The organism is Parashewanella tropica (assembly GCF_004358445.1).
In the GTDB taxonomy this organism is placed as follows: Bacteria; Pseudomonadota; Gammaproteobacteria; order Enterobacterales; family Shewanellaceae; genus Parashewanella; species Parashewanella tropica.
Genome location: NZ_CP037951.1, coordinates 2743352 through 2760991 on the forward strand (window position 1 = coordinate 2743352; position 17640 = coordinate 2760991).

A 17640-nucleotide genomic window follows, 5' to 3' on the forward strand; every position below is an offset into this window, starting at 1 on the left:
ATACAAGTTAGCTTCATTTTGTTAAACAAATGGAAGTCGGTTCAATGATTGAACTGCATAACAATAATAATTAGGAGTCAACAAAATGAATAATCAAGTCACTACTGAATTTTTAGATACCTTTTCTAAAGCTTGGAATGACCATGACATCGAAACGCTAATGAGCTGCATGACGGACGACTGTGAGTTCCACGCTCCAGCAGGTTCAGATCTTCTTGGTGCTAGCTTCAAAGGTTATGACGACGTTAGAGCCGCATTCCAAATGGCTTGGACTAATTTCCCTGACGCTCAATGGCTAAATGCTGAACACACCATTATGGGCGACACAGCAATCACAGTTTCAACTTTCTGCGGCACGAATGCAGATGGTTCTCGTGTTGAAGCGCGTATGGTGGATGTATTCACTCTGCGTGACGGCAAGATCTTAGTTAAGAATGCTTTCCGTAAAGCTCGCCCTGCTATCTAGTTACTGATCACAAAGCAGTTTTATTCAGTCAAATGAATTAAGGATGATTATGAGCATTAACGTAGAAGCAACAGGCTTAAATATAAATCCTAACATCACAACCCGGGATCCTTATAACCCACAATATGATCCCTTAGTCCACACCACTCCAGGTGAAGGTCAAGAATATGCACCGACCTACTGGATTGGTACTGCGGGAGAAGCACCGGAAGATGATGGTCCAGTAATGGGCGATATGAGTGCAGATGTTGTTATTGTTGGGTCAGGGTATACCGGTTTATGTGCTGCAATTTATTTGGCTGAACATTACGGTATTAAAGCGACGGTACTGGAAGCTAACCGCACAAGTTGGGGCTGCAGTACTCGTAATGGTGGTCAAGCTCAATGTGCATCGGGTCGTTTAAAACGCTCTCAGTGGATTGAACGCTGGGGCGAAGAAACCGCTCTTAAGATGCACCAAGAATGTCTAGATGGCATGCAAACCTTCAAAGATCTGATTAAAGATATTGATTGTGAGCCTCAGTTTGGTGGCCACCTGTATATCGCTCATCGCGATAAAATCATGCCTACTCTAGAAAAGGAAGCCAAACTTCTCAGAACCAAGTTTAACTATGATGCGCAGATCTTAGATGCTTCAACAGTTAAAAACCTATACGTTGGCGATGCTGAAGCCGCTGGTGCAATGCATGAACCTGAAGGCATTGGTATTCATGCTGGCAAGTTGGCTTTTGGTTATTTGAAAAAAGCGCGTGCACTTGGCGTAAAAGTTCACACTTCAAGCCCTGTTTTGGGAATTGAAACCCGTGATGGTAAACATTACCTAAGAACACCTAAAGGAACGGTTGAAGCACGTTCAGTGGGGTTAGCGACTGGTGGTTATACCTCGCAAAACTTGCACGCTCAGACTAAAAACCGTCTGCTTCCAGTTCTGTCAAACTCAATCGTTACTCGTCCGCTTACTCAAGATGAAATCGACGCTTGTAATTTCAAGACAACTCGAGTGCTTACTGATACTCGTGTACTTCGTCATTACTATCGCCTTCTTCCTGATAATCGTGTGCAAATTGGTAGCCGTAGTGCCATTAGTGGTCGACATGCACCTAAGGGCAAGTATCAACAATTCCTAGAAAACGATTTAGCTAAAAAATTTCCTGCTTTGAATGGTATTCAAGTTGACTATTCATGGTGGGGATGGGTTGACGTCAGTCATGACATGATGCCCCGAATTTATCGCCCAGATCCTAAACAAACGATTTACTACGCAATGGGATACGGTGGTAATGGCGTGATGTATTCAGCGCAAGCTGGTAAGCGTCTCGCACAATGGATTGCTGGTGAAGAAACACAACTGGATTTGCCTATCTTCCAGTCTAAGTTGCCTTTTCCAAATGTCCGTGAAGTTGTTGAATCCGAAGTTTTTGCCCCTTTCAGACGTATTGGGCAGCGATTCTTGTACAACTGGTATCACCTCAAAGATGAGGTTTTGTAATTGGCAAAGCTTGTGGCATGCAGTATCTGCTACCAACTTTAATAACCAATTAAAAAGATGCAAATGAAATATCTGTAAAACGTATTCCAATCAGATTAATTGCGTAAATTGAGAAAGGCATTTGGTAAGTAGCGACACAAGTTTCAAATGCTTAGGGGAAGCGAAGTTAATCATTCTAAAAGCAGTAGTGGGATGTGTTTTGAAGCGAAGGAAAAAGGCTTAATAGCAAGGCGTGAATAGCAGTAAGTAGCCAGTCTACTTACAAGATTTACAACGTAGCTAGTAAGACTTTTAACCAGCTTGAAAGCACATAGCTTCAAACCAAGCGAAGTGCTTTAGGTTTGAATAAGCGACCTACTGCTGTTTTTAGAATCATGGTGAATGGAATTATAAATATAACAAGAGGATACACCTATGAAATTTGTAAAACGCATCGTTCTACCGTTTATTACTAGTATCAGCCTGCTTTCTGCGCCTGCTGCTTTAGCAAAAGATTATAAAATGGCATTGGGGGATGCCGCAGGGGGAACACAGTGGGAGCTTGGTACTAAGTTCGCTGAACTGCTTGATGAAAAATCTAAAGGTAAACTCAAAGTAAACCTATTCCCAAATGGTCAGCTTGGTAACGAGCAAGATACCGTAAATAATGCGTCATTGGGGTTACTGGACTTTTCGGTTTTAGCGATTAACAACGTTACGCCTTTCTCGCCTACTGTTGGTCTACTCACTATGCCGTACGTGATTTTGAGCCCTGAAGAAGCGAAATCATTAACTCAAGGTAAAATAGGTCAAGAATTAGTGAAGAATACTGTTCGTGATGCCAATGTACGTATTGTTGGTTGGGCATACTCTGGCTTCCGTGTTTTAACTAACTCAAAGCGTCCAATTAAGTCACTTAAAGATCTTAAAGGTCTTGTGATCCGTGTTCCACGTAACGAGATCATGATGTCTACGTATCAAGCTTGGGGTGTAAACCCTACTCCTATGGCTTGGTCTGAAACCTTTACCGGTCTTCAACTGGGTGTTGTTGATGGTCAAGACAACCCTTACATCACTATCGATGCGATGAAGTTTAACGAAGTTCAAAAGTACGTAACCAACATCCGTTATATCTTCTCTATCGAACCACTCATTGTTAGTGAATCTGTATTCCAATCTCAAAAGCCTGAAGTTCAAGCCATGATCCTTGAAGCAGGTAAAGAAGCCACTGAGCACAGCTATAAGTTCTTGCTAGCGTCTGAAGAGAAAATCAAGAAATCTCTCATTGCAAAAGGCATGGAAATTCACACACCAGTTAATGCTGAAAAAGAGTGGATTGACCTAGCTAAGAAAAAAGTTTGGCCTAAATTTTATGACAGCATCGGCGGTAAAGCGAAGCTGGATGAAGCTCTAGCGACTCTAGGTCGTAAGGCTCATTAATTTCTATATATGGGGACTCAACTTATTGAGTCCCTTTTTGTATTCATGGCGAGTGCGAATAATCGTTTTATTCGCTTGGATGATACCAATCACACAAATTAAGTTGCTTTAGGTTTTTCGTCTTAAGTTAATTGGTTTGATTGGTAATAGATGTTTGATTAAGGACAAGAATATGTCTATTAAGCGTTCATTGATAAAGCATATAAATAACGTTGAAGAGTATTTATGCGCATTATTATTGGCTCTTTTTGTGTTGTTATTATTCGTGCAAATTGTTTTACGCCAATTATTTCAATATTCATTACCTTGGGGTGATGAAGTAGCCACTTATATGTTTGTATGGTTTGCTTATCTTGGGGCGGTTGTCGCGGCTAAGATGTCAGCTCATAACCGTGTAACATTCCACTTTAGTTTCTTCCCTCCAATCGTTAAAACCGTTAGCGAAACCATTGCTGATCTTCTGTGGTTAGTGTTCAACGCCTTCTTTGTTTATTTAAGTTACGACTTTGTATTCAACAAAATGAACTTATTTTGGAAATCCCAAACCACGGGTATTCCAATGAAATACTTCTACATGATTTTGCCTATCGCTTTCACTCTGATGTCTGCCCGTATTTTATGGAACCTTTACCTCAGATTGTTTAAAGGTGTAGATGCGCTTGATCCAGAAACTGAAGAATTAAAGAACAATTCTAAAAACAACTCTCAACAAAAGATTCAAGGCGAGGTGTCGTAATGGAAGCCTATCTTACTCTTATTCTTTTTGGCGGCTTTATTTTAATGCTGATTTTAGGCGCGCCAATTACCGTTTCACTGGCTGGCGCCGCCATGGTGTCTTATCTGGTATTAGATAAAAATCCAATTGCGCTGGTTCAAATCGCATTTACTTCTGTTGGTAATTTCCCGTTAATGGCTCTGCCCGCTTTCGTTCTTGCTGGTGCATTAATGGAAGCCGCAGGGATATCAAAACGATTAGTTGATATTGCCGAGCACCTTGCTGGTCCCATCACAGGTGGTTTAGGTGCAGCGACGATTATTGCATGTGTATTCTTTGGCTCGATTTCAGGCTCAGGGCCTGCAACCACTGCTGCGGTTGGTATGTTGATGATCCCTGCTATGGTTAAGCGTCAATATGATCGCAACTATGCATCTGCAGTAACGGCTGCATCAGGTGGTTTAGGCATTTTGATCCCACCGTCAATTCCATTGGTTATTTTTGGTATTTCTTCAATGGGCTTAAAGCCACCAGCAGAAGCGATTGCACTGCACGGTCAATTCGCCAGTGTATCTATCCCTAAGCTATTCGTTGCGAGTGTCGTTCCAGGTCTTATCATCGCAGGTAGTTTGATCACCATGAACTACTTCATCTCGAAAAAGAATGGTTATAAAGGCTTAACCGATACTTGGTCGTTCTCAGATATCGGTACCGTGATGAAAAAAGGTGTTTGGTCACTTCTTGCACCAATCCTAATTCTTGGTGGTATTTACTCAGGCATTTTCACCCCAACCGAATCGGCCATTATCGCTGTATTCTACTCGCTAGTTGTTGGTTTCTTTATCCATAAAGAGATGAACATTAAACAGTTGTTCAAGTCACTTTCAACTACCACTTGGATCACAGGTCGCGTACTGCTTATTTTATTCGCAGCCACGGTATTCGGTCGTCTATTAGTAGAACAACGTATTCCGGCAATGATTACGGAAAACCTGCTTAGTATTACTGACAGCATGCACCTGATTTGGCTACTGATGATCGGTTTCCTAATTTTCGTGGGCATGTTTATGGAAACCCTTGCAGCCATCATGATCATCGTTCCAGTACTGCTACCAATTATGTATATGTTAGGCGCGGATCCAACCCATGTTGGCATCGTGGTTGTGGCTGTTCTTTCTATTGGTTTTGCTACACCACCATTGGGCGAAAATATCTTTGTCGCCTCGGGTATTGGTGGCTCCAGTGTTGAGCAAATTACATCAAGAATTCATCCATTTGTTATTGCTTCAGTTATTGGCGTCATCATCATCGCCTTCTTCCCTCAGTTGACCTTATGGTTGCCGTCGTTAGTAGGTTATTAGGTGGGATTTCAGGCATGGTTCATTTTCAATTTAGGAGTGTGGTATGAACAATAAAATAAAAGAAAGTCTATTCATTGCTGGCTTAACTTTAAGCGTGCCTGTTGCCGCTGATGCCGTAAATAAGGAGCAACAAATGTTAGCGACTCACATAGAAACCCATGAAGAATTAAGGGCAAAGAAATTACTTAATTCAGCGGTTGAACACCTTGTTAAAAATGGTGCTACTGCGGTTAAAGATTTCAACAATAAAGAAGAGTTCATCGACAACGAACTGTATGTTTTTACTTTAACCGTTGATGGAAAATTCTTATCTAGTGGCGGTTCGTCTTTAGTGCTTGTTGGTGACACCGTTTTAGATACTTTCGACATGTACGGCAAATATTTCTTTAGAGAAATGGTACAAAAAGCCAAGCGTGATGGTGGCGGTGATGTTGAGTATCACTGGAACAATCCCATTGATCGTGTCGCCTCACCTAAAAGAACCCTATTCAAACGCGTTGGCGATATCATTGTAGCCGTTGGTTATTATCCTGTTCGTGCCAATGCTTTTCAAGCTAAGTCATTATTAGACAAAGCCACAGTTGAGTTAAAAGAAAACGTTAAACAAGCCTTGTTTAAGTTTAATAACTTAGATGGTCAATATGTTGATGGTGATTTATATATCTTCGTTGTCGACACCGACTCTAAAAAATATTTAGCACATGCGATTAGCCGCAGTTTCGTTGGTCAAACCTATGAAGATGCACTAGATGATTCTGGTGAAGCAGCTATCTCAAAAATGCTCGATGTCGTAAAAGACAAGTCAGAAGGTGAGATTGATTATATTTGGATTAATCCAATTACTAACCGCAAAGAAACCAAACATACTTATTTTCGTTTAGTGGATCATTATTTATTAGGGGTCGGGTTTTATAAACCTAATTAATAAATATGATTTTAAATTAAAACTTATCGGTGCTGAAATTATTCCAGCACCATAAAAATACGGAGGAAGATTTATAAATTAATTAAAAAGTCGAAAAGTCTTTAAACAATATAAATTCAACAAAAAATGATTAACGACTCTATTCTTACTTCTTTTCAATAAAGAGGTACAAGGTTCGCTGTGTCTGAGTTATTAATCAAATAAGGATAATAAAAATGATGAAAAAACGAATTGCACTTCCACTGTCACTGACAGCAATGAGCCTAGCTGCTATGGGATTCTCAACTTCTGCTTTAGCAGATCATTCTCATGGTCACACTCTTGAAAAGAAGATTGAAAAGTTAAATAAACGTATTGAGCAATTAGAAGGTAATAAGTCTGCTTCTAAATTCAAAAATACTAAATTTACTTTATACGGTACGGTTCGTCCGACACTTCAATATAAAGCCAAAAACAGTAAAGGTGATAAAGATTGGGATTTAGGTGATGCCCTTTCTCATATGGGCGTATCGGCAGAAACTGATTTATTTGATGGCTGGACTGCAATCGCCAAAGGTGAATGGAGTATTGACCTTTCAAACAATGGTGACTTTGGTAAAGCTCGTCAGGTATATGCAGGTGTCGCAACCCCTTTTGGTACTTTCGCTTTTGGTAAACAGCGTCCTGCTGAATACACCTTAATTGCTGAATATGTAGATATCTTCAACCACGCATCAAGCCCATTCGCGTTTGATAGCAATGGTCCGTTCTTCGTAAATAACTTTGCGACTTATAAGCTAGTTGCAAATGACTTTACGATTATGGCAGCGGCGCAAGTAGATGGTGATAAAGATACTCACCTAATCAACACTGGTGTGGGTTACGACACGGATAACTTACATATCGGTGTGGCTTACCTAAACCAGAATGACAGTACCAATGCTAACGGTACTGAGATTATGGGTGATAAGAAAACTATGGCTGCAACCGTAGCATATACCTTTGAAAACGGTCTTTATTTAGCGGCGAGTTATGCTGACATTGACTATGAGTTTGATGTAAAAGGTTATGATAGAAGCGGCGGTACACTAGATACTGCTCTCGCCTACCCTTTAAATGACGAATACAAAATCAAACTCGGTTACTTTGATTTTGATGATGGAAAGAAAGATCCATCGAGCCAAAACTATACTGGTTACAACACAACTCTAGAGTGGAATCCAGCCAACAACGTTAGACTTCACCTTGAATATCTAACAAGAGATTATGACAACCTAGGCGATGATAAAATTCTTGCCCTTGGTGTTCGTTATGACTTTAAGCTTACTTGGTAATGTTTACCTCAGCTCTGCATAAGTCAACCTCTACAGCACAGCTACTTACACGTATTTCTGTGTTAGAACAGCCCGAAATAGGCTGACTATTACGAACTGTTCTGCCTTGAACTACGAGTAATTAGCAGCACTGTAGATAAAAATTTAAGGTTGGTATTTAAAATCAGGTTGTTATTGATTTTATTATAGAGAGCTGAGGTAATTCTTTCTCCCTTGAGCGATAATCGAAAGATATCGCTCTTTTTATTTGTTTGGATCTCAACATGTATAAGAATTTAAAAAGCTTAGCTGTCTTAATCTCCTTCTCCCTATTATCAACCCAATCCATAGCAGCCTCTCAATGTGATAATCTGAAAGTACAAACGCTCGGTGCTGGCGGTCCTGAAGTCTCTGATGGTTTAGCGTCAGCTTCATTTCTCGTTTGGGTAAATGGCAAAGCGAAAGTCATGGTAGATGCAGGTGGTGGCAGTTCATTAAATTTTGAAAAATCTGGTGCTAAATTCACTGATATAGATGCAATGTTATTTACTCATTTGCACGTTGATCACAGTGCTGCTCTACCCGTTTATATCAAAGCGGGTTATTTTACGAATCCTACTCAAGCGCTTAATATCTATGGGCCCACAGGATCGGGGGACTTTCCAAGTACGACTACATGGATAAAAGGATTATTCGATAACAATCCAGCTCATGTTTACTCTTATTTAAACGACAACATCAACCAACAAAGATCAACCCAGTTTTTAGTAGATCCGCATAATGTTAAGCCAAAAAATACTGTGTGGCATGAAAACCTAAAAGATGGAATTAAGATTTCAGCTATTAACGTAAATCACGGCCCAGTACCTGCCCTAGCGTGGCGAATTGACTACAAACAGTGCTCAGTCACCTTTAGCGGTGACATGAGTGGCACCAGTGGTAACTTACCTAAACTCGCCTATAAAACGAATTTACTGGTTGCCAATAACGCCATTCCACATGCCGCTAGCCGCATTGCCAAACGCTTGCACATGACACCAGAAACTATTGGTAAACTAGCTAATGAATCCCACGCCAAACAACTAGCTCTTGCCCATTTTATGAATAGAACCATTAACAGAAAAAACGAGTCTGTTTCGTTCATTCAGAAGGAGTATTCTGGCAAGGTGTCTTTGGTACAAGAACTGAAGTTTATCGAGATTAAATAAGGATATAATCGATTCAGTGACTTATAGCTTGGTATACTCTCAACAATCAAAATAAAACCGTGAGACAGCAATGATCCATTACCGTATTTTTCCTTCTGATCCTAAGGCTCATTTATTTTCAGTTGAAATGAGCGTCAACTCACCTTCACCCAACATAGAGTTATGTTTACCAAGCTGGTTACCGGGCAGTTATATGGTGAGGGACTTTTGTAGGAATATCATTGGAATCAATGCACTGGATGGGAATGGCGCTCCTATAGAGCTAAAACAGCTAGATAAACAAACATGGCAAGTATTAGGTAAACCTGAGCAACTCATTGTTCGATACCAAGTGTATGCGTGGGACTTATCGGTTCGCAGCGCCCATCTTGATACCACTCACGGTTTCTTTAACGGTAGTAGTGTATTCCTTGCCGCCAAAGGTTATGAGAACTCAACTCATACGGTACAAATCGACAAGCCTTTTGGTGATGAGTTAAAAAGTTGGCGACTTGCTACCAGTATGACTCGTACCTCCGGAGAGCATTTTGAATTTGGCTGTTTCAGCGCCGAAAATTATGACGAGTTGATCGATCACCCTGTGGAAATGGGTGATTTTACTTCAACAACTTTTGAAGCCAACGGTATTCCCCATGACATCGTTTTAACTGGTAAGCACAGTGCTGATTTAGAGCGATTAAAAATCGATTTAAAAGCGATTTGTGAGTACCAACTTAACTTGTTCGGCGCGCCTGCGCCATTTGAACGCTACTTATTTTTAACCACAGTATTAGGCAATGGTTTTGGCGGACTGGAACACAGAGCATCAACCGCTTTGGTGTGTTCTCGCAGCGACTTGCCATATCAAGGTATGGAGAAAATGAATAAGGGCTATCGCACTTATTTATCGCTTTGCAGCCACGAATACTTCCACAATTGGAATATAAAACGCATCAAGCCTGCCGAGTTTACGCCATATCACCTTGATCAAGAAAGCTACACTCGCCAGCTTTGGGCTTACGAAGGCATTACTTCATATTACGATGACTATCTAACCTATCGCTCTGGTTGTGTCGATCAAGCCACTTACCTTGAGATGTTCAGCGAAACCTTTACTCGCGTCTATCGTGGTCAAGGTCGATTTATTCAAACGCTCAAAGACTCAAGTTTTAACGCTTGGACCAAGTTCTATAAACAAGATGAAAATGCGGCTAACTCCATTGTGAGCTACTACACCAAAGGCGCATTATTCGCTTTGTATTTGGATTTAACCATCCGCAAGGAAACCGAAAATAAACACTCACTTGATGACATTATGCAACAACTTTGGCAGCAATTTGGTGTTACCCAACAAGGTACGCTTGATAACAGCCACCAGCAATTAGTCGAGCAACTATTAGACCGAGATTGTAGTGATATTTTTGCTTATTTAGATTCAACGGATGACATTCCTCTAGCCCCATTTATGTCTGAATTTGGCATTGAGTTGAAAGTCAGAGCATCTAATGGTGCTAAAGACACTGGTGGTGGCGACGTTAAAGGCAATAAAATTGACTTCGGTGCCAGAGTGAAAGCCGAAGCATTCGGTTTGAAAGTTATAGTCGTTGCTAACAATAGCTCCGCCCATCAAGCAGGCTTGAGTGCTGGAGATTTATTAATTGCCGCTGATGGTCTGCAAGTTAATGTTGAATTTGAAAGCTTGTTGCAACAGAAAGTCATTGGTTCAGAGGTCGAACTGCATTGGTTTAGACGTGATGAGCTAATGACAGGGAATTTACCCATTCAAGCTGCAAGATTAGATACGGTTTCTTTATTAGTTAGTGACGAAGAAAAAGCGAAATCATGGCTTGGGAAATATTAGACCAATTACCGTAATTAATCTGAAGCAATAGCGTGATAAAAATTGCTTAGTGAAAGGATTTCACGATTTAGCACAAGGATGTGCACTTATATATTCATCCACACTATTACTTCTCAAACTTTAACAATATTGTTATAAGCTCTTTGCGCAGCGAAAGCTGACAATATATCCCTGTCCTTCTGGTGCGTAAGGTGTTCTGACTGAAATATCCATTCCAACCGCTTCACGCATTAACCAGCTTGCGCCTTTTACCGATTTAAAGCCCGTACTCTGTTTTGGCCCTTTCGGATCTTTGGTAGGCGACTTTTTATAGTACTCAGGATCGTACCAATCACTCGTCCATTCCCATTCGTTACCCACCATATCAAAGGCACCATATGGTGATACACCTTTAGGTTTACTATTTACAGGGTTAGAAGTGCCCATGCCACAACCCGGTAACATTTTTCCAGGCTTAGTTTTGGCACTCATGGTTGCAAGCTCACAGCTTGGTGCTTGGTTTCCCCAAGGGTAATTACGTTTATCCGTTCCTCTTGCCGCTTTTTCCCACTCAGCTTCAGTAGGCAGGCGCTTATTTCCATCCCATTTACAAAAAGCCTCAGCCTGATGATAGGTAACACAATTTACAGGGTGATCTTTATTCCATGGCATTCCAGAATCACAGCCACTTCCGAAAAATAAGTCGGTACACGCTCCGCTTGCTAAACATTCGTTATAACGTCGAAAAGTCACTAGGTATTTATCAATTTTAAAACCACTGACAAAGATTTTTTTCGCAGGTAAGGCTTCAGGCATACACTCATAAGATTCAGAGCGGGTACAACCCCGAGTAAACTCGCCAGCAGGAACAGTCACCATATCTTTATCATTAAATACCGCTGATATCGCCGAAAATGAACCGACTAAAGCCACTACGGATGTGATGCCTGCCAGTGTTTTTATTTTTGAAATATTCATTTTATGGCTCCTTATTCAGACTTAGCACAGCGCGCGCCAATGGCAGGGCTGATGTTTTCAGGATAATAGGGAAAACGGCTAGTAGTTCGAAGCTCATAACCCGCCCGAGAGAAAAAATCGCTGCCTCTTGTCGTTTTGTAAATACCTGACTTTGGACCTTTGGGGTTCTTTTTGGGACTATGTTCATAGTATCTTTCGCCATACCAATCCGCAGTCCACTCCCAAACGTTTCCTGCCATATCCATCGCACCATAAGGTGAAACACCCGCTGGCTTTGAGCCAACATTCATAACATTGCCGGTACCACAACCCAAATTTCCGCCGTATTCAGAATCCATCACAGCTAGGCTACAATCAGGATTTTGATTTCCCCACGGGAACTTACGGCTATCGGTTCCACGAGCTGCTTTTTCCCATTCAGCCTCAGTTGGGAGCCTTTTGCCTTCAAATTCGCAAAAAGCCTTCGCTTGATGCCAAGTTATGCCGTTAACGGGAAAGTGTTCGACGCCTTTTCTACCGTAATTCATCGCTCCGCCCATAGATAAAGCGGTACATTTTCCAGCATCAATACATTTTTGATAACGAGCATAAGTCACTTCATATTTATCAATCTTATATGCGTCTAAATAAACTTTGTGCTTAGTTTCGTCAGTGAGGTAATAACAAATATCATCATTGTCTGGGGAGCATCCCATGGTGAATTCACCGGCAGGGATTTTGACCATTTCACCATAGTCTTTTTTAGGTTCCGCTGAAGAGTTAAAACAGACTAAAGCTGCAAACAAGATAGTGGGAGTGAGGTATAAAGCTTTCATATCTTTCCTCGTTAATTATTTATTTTGCTATAACACAAATTTATAAAGATGAAGTTTACGCGATCGACCATAGATTTTCAACATGAAAATCAACAGTGTATTTAAGGAACAACTTATTTCCCTCAAACGCTAGATTTATCTCCTATCAGCTGATAAGTTTTTGAAAAAATGATGATAAATGGAATTTTTCATGCGCTTATTTACACTGATATTTTTGCTTTTTGTGATAACGGCTACTTCGGCTAAGGAAAAAGTGACGATTGGAGATAACCTCACTGTATACTCCAAAATTATTGGCGAAGATAGACCCATATCAGTATTTATTCCCAAAGGCGTAGATAAAGATGATTCCCTTTACGTCATCTATTTACTCGATAGCCAACATCACTTTCATACAGTAACGGGCATAGTGCAGTCTTTAGCGGATTATGAGCAAATCCCAAAAACTATGGTTGTTGGAATTGAGACCACAAATCGTCCTCGTGATAACTTTCCTGCCATTGATGGTGAGCCTAAAACCCCATTTCAAAAGTTTAAGCATTCAAAATGGCCTGATGAAGGGCAAGCTAAATTTATTAAATTCCTTGGAGATGAGCTCTTTCCTTATATTGATGATAAATACCCAACCTATCCACACAGAACTCTTATCGGTCACTCAAATGCTGGTACATTCGCACTTTCTGCATTATTTAAGTCCCCTGAATTGTTCCAAAACTATCTAGCGATTAGTGCCAACGGTTGGTGGAGTCATGATGAAACAGAGCAAAACGCTAAATCTCTGGCCGATAAAAAGCGTAAAAACAAACGGCTATTTATCTCAGTTGCGGGTGAAGGCGGTCTTTTTTATACAGGCACATTGAACCTACTTTCTCATATGGAAACACACAAACCTGCTAATTTGGCTTTCAAATATAAGCAATACCCAAATCACACTCACATGAGTGGTATCTTACCTGCTGTAACAGATGGCCTAGGATTTTTATATTCTGACTACCACTTTAAAATCACACCCGCGCTTGCCAAGTATTCGAGCGTGTCAGCCCTTAAAGATTACTACTCTGATTTATCCAAACAGTATGGCTTTAAAGTCCCTGTTCCTGTTGATACTTATGTCACTCTTGCAGAATTGCAGCAAAAAAATGAACGAAAACAAGAAGCCATTATCACGCTAAAGCAGTTTGTTACTGACTATCCAAAGCATTCCTATTCACATATGAAATTAGCTCAAGGCTATGCCTTATTAAATCAACATGAAAAGTCGCTGAACAGCTATTTACAAGGGCTTAAAGTGGCGAAGGAACAAAAGCTCAGTGCAGATATTATCGACGCCTTTCAAGATATGGTTGAGAAAGCACAAGCGAAATTAAAAGCAAATACTAAGCAGCTGTAGTTCAATAGGGAAATTCACAATGCTCCTAATACCTGTAAATGTTGGTTCATCTAGAAAATGCCGTCGATGCGAGCTTCAGATCAATGATCGAGAACCAGAATGCCCTCATTGCCATCATCTTTCAGAAGATGAAGCCAAGCAATTAAAAGCTTTACTTCAACAGGAAATAACCAATTCAGGGATAAGGAAATGGTTTATTGTGATATTTATCTTGTCTGTGCTTTTGGTGTTAGTAACGTTTATCTAAAGCAAAATATCAATCAATGGAGCTTTTCATCACCTGCTGAATCTTCTCCATATCACAATACTCTTCAATAGTATCAGCAATACGATTCAGCTGTTGTTCGCGAATTTGTTCGATATCTAATTCGATATTAGAGCTTAATCCAGCCCACTCAATTATTGTTTTCAAAGCCTGAGGTTGATCAAAAAGTCCGTGAAGATAAGTGCCTAAAATTTGCCCATTACTAGAAATAACACCATCCAATTGAGTGTTAACACCATCACTTAATTTTACGACAGGTTGGCAATTTTGAGAGTAGCTAGAAGCTCCACAATGAATCTCATAACCTTTTACTTCTACTGTTTTATCCCCCATCAGCAAGTGGCCACTGACATTTTTCAGGTGTTTTTCCGGTTGAAGTTGGGTAACAATCGGTAAATACCCTAAACCATTTTCCTCACCTTTTTGGGTTTCGACCTCATATGGATCTGAAATGCTTTCCCCAAGCATTTGATAACCGCCACAGATACCAATGACTTTACCGCCATACCGCAAATGTTTTTGGATAGCCTCGCTCCATTTTGACGCTTTCAATGCTTGCAAGTCTTCAATGACATTTTTAGTTCCGGGGAGAATAAGTAAATCTGCTTGAACATTAGCAGGATCATCAGACAATCTGACGTATTGAAACTCAATATCAGAATGTAATCGTAATGGTTCAAAATCGGTATGATTGCTTATTCTCGGGCATACCAACACCACGACTTTCAATTTAGTTTGAGTTTTTGCAATAGGATTTAATGGAATGGCGTCTTCGGCATCAAGGTGGAGATCATCCAAATACGGCAAAACACCAAGTACAGGCTTACCTGTACGTTGCTCTAACCAATCTAATCCAGACTGCAATAAACTGATTTCACCACGAAAGCGGTTGATGACAAAACCTTTCACTCTCGCCTGTTCTGATTCTGATAGCAGTTCTAGTGTTCCCACCAAGTGCGCAAACACACCACCTTTATCAATATCAGCAATGATGATCACAGGACAGTCAGCGGCTTCTGCAAATCCCATATTGGCGATATCACCTTCACGTAGATTGATTTCAGCAGGACTGCCTGCGCCTTCAATAATGATGGCATCGAACTCTTGTTGTAATCGCCCGTATGAATCCAATACAGCTTCCATTGCCTTGGTTTTATATTGCAGCCCTTTTTTACCCCAAAAGTCTTTCGCTTCTAGCGTAGTGAGTGCTTTGCCTTGAACAATAACTTGCGCAGTTTTATCCGAACTGGGTTTGAGTAAAATCGGATTAAAGTCTATGCGTGGTGACTGATTAGCCGCAATGGCTTGTAAAGCTTGTGCCCGCCCGATTTCACCACCATCTTCTGTTACAGCACTGTTTAAAGCCATATTTTGTGGTTTGAATGGAGCAACTTTAACGTCTTGTCGAGCTAGAACTCGGCAAAGCCCCGCAACCAGTGTACTTTTTCCAGCATCTGAGGTGGTTCCTTGTACCATCAAGGCTTTTGACATTTTTAGGGGTTCCAATACTAAGTCGAGGATGAGATATTGCCTGTTTTTATCCTGAAACAAAAGGTATCCATAGGCAATCGTAATATAAGAGGAAATTCCGCTTTATAAATAACAGAATCTAACAAAGCCACTAACTATTAAATATATTTAACTTCCATTTAAATTATACGAGTAATAGGCTTGCCCTATCATAATTGAGGTATTTAGCATTATACATAGTTAGAAAGTTAAAATTGCTTTGACAAAATGAGGTTCAGATGAGCAGTTCAGGTACAAGCGGTACTTTTGCCTTACTCTCTCCAGTTAACGATCGGGGTGTTTGGTCTCCCCATGATATAGAAAAAAATCAATTATTATCTGAATCAACAGGTACTCGTTATGGAGTAGAGGCGTCGTCGACAAATTCTTCGGTTTCAAATTTTCATAACAGACCTCGTATAACGAATTATATTAAGGATAATGCATGCGGTATATGCTGCTTTACTATATTATGTGCCGGTAACTTAGCTCTTCTTGTATTTCTTGTGGGCGGAATTGTCTGGGTATTACATGCAACTGGAGATATAAAATAACTACCCACTATATTCTCCATATGACATTGTTTTTATGTACCGCTTTTAAGTACAGCATTATACCGTACTCGTTTTTTACAGAGTCATTTATACAAAACCTGATTCACTTGGTTTTCAAGCAGCTCTTGATTACCAGATACTGGATTAGGATTGATGTTTGAATTTACCGCTTGCTTGGCTAACTCTTCAAGCGATAATTCACCACTCATAATTTGGCTGCCCAACTCACCATTCCAGCCTTTATAACGTCTCTCTACTGCATCAGATAAAAAGTCGTTCTCTATCATTGCTACTGCTTTTTCCAGTGATTTAGCAAGGGTATCCATCGCGCCTATGTGACCATGAAACAAATCTGCATTATCAATCGATTGACGACGGAGTTTAGTATCAAAGTTAAAACCGCCTGTAGTAAAGCCGCCAGCTTTTAAAATTTCATATACCACTAGAGTGTTTTCTTCGACAGAGTTAGGGAACTGATCTGTATCCCAGCCGAGTTGAGGGTCACCACGGTTAGCATCAATTGATCCTAAAATACCCAATGCCGTTGCCGTTGCAACTTCGTGTAAAAAACTGTGACCAGATAAGGTTGCGTGATTACCTTCAATATTGACTTTAATTTCTTTTTCTAAGCCAAATTGTTTTAAGAAACCATAGACCGTAGCAGTGTCATAGTCGTATTGATGTTTTGTAGGTTCTTGTGGTTTAGGTTCAATTAATATCGTCCCTTTAAAACCAATTTTATGTTTGTGCTCAACCACCATTTGCATAAAACGACCAATTTGCTCACGCTCTTGGCGTAAATCGGTATTAAGCAAGGTTTCATAACCTTCTCGCCCGCCCCACAATACATAGTTTTCACCACCTAACCGCTGGGTTGCTCCCATGGCATTGAATACTTGCGTTGCCGCATAGGCGAATACTTCAGGATCGGGATTTGTTGCTGCTCCCGCCATATATCTAGGATGGGAAAAAGCATTGGCCGTTCCCCATAAGAGTTTCAAACCTGTCTCAGCTTGTTTCTGTTCAAGTACATCAACCATGTGTTGAAAGTTATTCTGATATTCTTTTAAATTATTTCCTTCAGGTGCTATATCGGTATCATGGAAACAGTAATAAGGCACACCAAGCTTGGAGAAAAACTCAAAAGCAGCATCGGCCTTCATCAGTGCCTTTTGCATTGGGTCAGCCCCATTAAACCATTCTCTCTCTAACGTAGCGGCTCCAAAAGGATCATTGCCTTGCCAACAGAAGTTATGCCAATAGCAAGCAGCAAAACGGAGATGTTCTGCCATGGTTTTGCCATGAATAATTTTTTGTGCATCATAAAATTTGAACGACAAAGGATTATTTGAGTCCGCACCTTCAAACTGAATTTTTTCTATACCATCAAAATAAGCAGTCATTACTTGCTCCATACTGATTAACTAAATTTATT

15 protein-coding genes are annotated in these 17640 nt (G+C 40.4%); 11 read left to right on the forward strand and 4 right to left on the reverse strand.

Going from position 1 to position 17640, the window contains the following annotated elements; all coding sequences use genetic code 11:
- Positions 1–85: 85 nt before the first annotated feature.
- The 9 genes from E2H97_RS12085 (at position 86) to E2H97_RS12125 (ending at position 10715) form a co-directional block, all read left to right on the forward strand.
- Positions 86–466 (forward strand): nuclear transport factor 2 family protein, encoded by a 381-nt coding sequence (locus tag E2H97_RS12085; protein ID WP_133407375.1) that lies wholly within the window; start codon positions 86–88, stop codon positions 464–466.
- Between the two features lie 49 nt (positions 467–515).
- Complete coding sequence (locus tag E2H97_RS12090) at positions 516–1955, forward strand: NAD(P)/FAD-dependent oxidoreductase (RefSeq protein ID WP_133407376.1); 1440 nt, start codon at positions 516–518, stop codon at positions 1953–1955.
- A 414-nt stretch (positions 1956–2369) separates the two neighbouring features.
- Positions 2370–3374, forward strand: coding sequence for a TRAP transporter substrate-binding protein (locus E2H97_RS12095; RefSeq protein WP_133407377.1), 1005 nt, complete (start codon positions 2370–2372; stop codon positions 3372–3374).
- Positions 3375–3546: 172 nt separating this feature from the next.
- Positions 3547–4110 carry a TRAP transporter small permease gene (locus E2H97_RS12100; protein WP_133407378.1) on the forward strand — a complete coding sequence of 188 codons (564 nt, stop codon included), beginning with the start codon at positions 3547–3549 and terminating at the stop codon, positions 4108–4110.
- Positions 4110–5450: a TRAP transporter large permease gene (locus E2H97_RS12105; RefSeq protein WP_133407379.1), complete on the forward strand. Its 1341-nt coding sequence runs from the start codon at positions 4110–4112 to the stop codon at positions 5448–5450. The genes E2H97_RS12100 and E2H97_RS12105 overlap by 1 nt, the downstream gene beginning before the upstream one ends.
- Before the next feature lie 43 nt (positions 5451–5493).
- On the forward strand, positions 5494–6375 hold the full coding sequence (locus E2H97_RS12110) for a cache domain-containing protein (protein WP_133407380.1): 882 nt from the start codon (positions 5494–5496) through the stop codon (positions 6373–6375).
- 215 nt (positions 6376–6590) lie between these two features.
- The gene (locus E2H97_RS12115; protein ID WP_133407381.1) at positions 6591–7688 is read left to right on the forward strand and encodes a porin; all 1098 of its coding nucleotides are present in this window, start codon (positions 6591–6593) and stop codon (positions 7686–7688) included.
- A gap of 263 nt (positions 7689–7951) precedes the next feature.
- A complete protein-coding gene (locus E2H97_RS12120) occupies positions 7952–8875 on the forward strand; it encodes an MBL fold metallo-hydrolase (protein WP_133407382.1) in 924 nt (307 codons plus the stop codon).
- Between the two features lie 70 nt (positions 8876–8945).
- Complete coding sequence (locus tag E2H97_RS12125) at positions 8946–10715, forward strand: M61 family metallopeptidase (protein ID WP_133407383.1); 1770 nt, start codon at positions 8946–8948, stop codon at positions 10713–10715.
- 132 nt (positions 10716–10847) lie between these two features.
- On the opposite strand, the gene E2H97_RS12130 is transcribed toward E2H97_RS12125, so the two are convergent.
- Both E2H97_RS12130 and E2H97_RS12135 read right to left on the reverse strand, forming a co-directional pair.
- Entirely contained in the window at positions 10848–11672 is an 825-nt protein-coding gene (locus E2H97_RS12130) for a formylglycine-generating enzyme family protein (RefSeq protein ID WP_133407384.1), read from the reverse strand.
- 11 nt (positions 11673–11683) lie between these two features.
- Positions 11684–12487 (reverse strand): formylglycine-generating enzyme family protein, encoded by an 804-nt coding sequence (locus E2H97_RS12135; RefSeq protein WP_133407385.1) that lies wholly within the window; start codon positions 12485–12487, stop codon positions 11684–11686.
- Positions 12488–12677: 190 nt separating this feature from the next.
- Between E2H97_RS12135 and E2H97_RS12140 the strand changes: the two genes are divergently transcribed.
- Both E2H97_RS12140 and E2H97_RS12145 read left to right on the forward strand, forming a co-directional pair.
- Entirely contained in the window at positions 12678–13877 is a 1200-nt protein-coding gene (locus E2H97_RS12140; protein WP_133407386.1) for an alpha/beta hydrolase-fold protein, read from the forward strand.
- Between the two features lie 19 nt (positions 13878–13896).
- Complete coding sequence (locus E2H97_RS12145; RefSeq protein ID WP_133407387.1) at positions 13897–14124, forward strand: hypothetical protein; 228 nt, start codon at positions 13897–13899, stop codon at positions 14122–14124.
- Positions 14125–14133: 9 nt separating this feature from the next.
- Here the strand turns inward: E2H97_RS12145 and E2H97_RS12150 are convergent, their stop codons facing one another.
- Together E2H97_RS12150 and xylA are read right to left on the reverse strand one after the other, a co-directional pair.
- Positions 14134–15633, reverse strand: coding sequence for a cobyric acid synthase (locus E2H97_RS12150; protein WP_246028994.1), 1500 nt, complete (start codon positions 15631–15633; stop codon positions 14134–14136).
- 655 nt (positions 15634–16288) lie between these two features.
- Positions 16289–17608: a xylose isomerase gene (gene xylA / locus E2H97_RS12160; RefSeq protein ID WP_133407389.1), complete on the reverse strand. Its 1320-nt coding sequence runs from the start codon at positions 17606–17608 to the stop codon at positions 16289–16291.
- Between the last annotated feature and the right edge of the window lie 32 nt (positions 17609–17640).

What these genes read in the sequence shown, in the direction of transcription:
- xylA (WP_133407389.1), bottom strand. Translation starts at nt 17,608, where the DNA reads ATGACTGCTTATTTTGATGGTATAGAAAAAATTCAGTTTGAAGGTGCG.
- E2H97_RS12090 (WP_133407376.1), top strand. Translation starts at nt 516, where the DNA reads ATGAGCATTAACGTAGAAGCAACAGGCTTAAATATAAATCCTAACATC.
- E2H97_RS12085 (WP_133407375.1), top strand. Translation starts at nt 86, where the DNA reads ATGAATAATCAAGTCACTACTGAATTTTTAGATACCTTTTCTAAAGCT.
- E2H97_RS12145 (WP_133407387.1), top strand. Translation starts at nt 13,897, where the DNA reads ATGCTCCTAATACCTGTAAATGTTGGTTCATCTAGAAAATGCCGTCGA.
- E2H97_RS12095 (WP_133407377.1), top strand. Translation starts at nt 2,370, where the DNA reads ATGAAATTTGTAAAACGCATCGTTCTACCGTTTATTACTAGTATCAGC.
- E2H97_RS12135 (WP_133407385.1), bottom strand. Translation starts at nt 12,487, where the DNA reads ATGAAAGCTTTATACCTCACTCCCACTATCTTGTTTGCAGCTTTAGTC.
- E2H97_RS12150 (WP_246028994.1), bottom strand. Translation starts at nt 15,633, where the DNA reads ATGTCAAAAGCCTTGATGGTACAAGGAACCACCTCAGATGCTGGAAAA.
- E2H97_RS12110 (WP_133407380.1), top strand. Translation starts at nt 5,494, where the DNA reads ATGAACAATAAAATAAAAGAAAGTCTATTCATTGCTGGCTTAACTTTA.
- E2H97_RS12115 (WP_133407381.1), top strand. Translation starts at nt 6,591, where the DNA reads ATGATGAAAAAACGAATTGCACTTCCACTGTCACTGACAGCAATGAGC.
- E2H97_RS12130 (WP_133407384.1), bottom strand. Translation starts at nt 11,672, where the DNA reads ATGAATATTTCAAAAATAAAAACACTGGCAGGCATCACATCCGTAGTG.
- E2H97_RS12100 (WP_133407378.1), top strand. Translation starts at nt 3,547, where the DNA reads ATGTCTATTAAGCGTTCATTGATAAAGCATATAAATAACGTTGAAGAG.
- E2H97_RS12105 (WP_133407379.1), top strand. Translation starts at nt 4,110, where the DNA reads ATGGAAGCCTATCTTACTCTTATTCTTTTTGGCGGCTTTATTTTAATG.
- E2H97_RS12140 (WP_133407386.1), top strand. Translation starts at nt 12,678, where the DNA reads ATGCGCTTATTTACACTGATATTTTTGCTTTTTGTGATAACGGCTACT.
- E2H97_RS12125 (WP_133407383.1), top strand. Translation starts at nt 8,946, where the DNA reads ATGATCCATTACCGTATTTTTCCTTCTGATCCTAAGGCTCATTTATTT.
- E2H97_RS12120 (WP_133407382.1), top strand. Translation starts at nt 7,952, where the DNA reads ATGTATAAGAATTTAAAAAGCTTAGCTGTCTTAATCTCCTTCTCCCTA.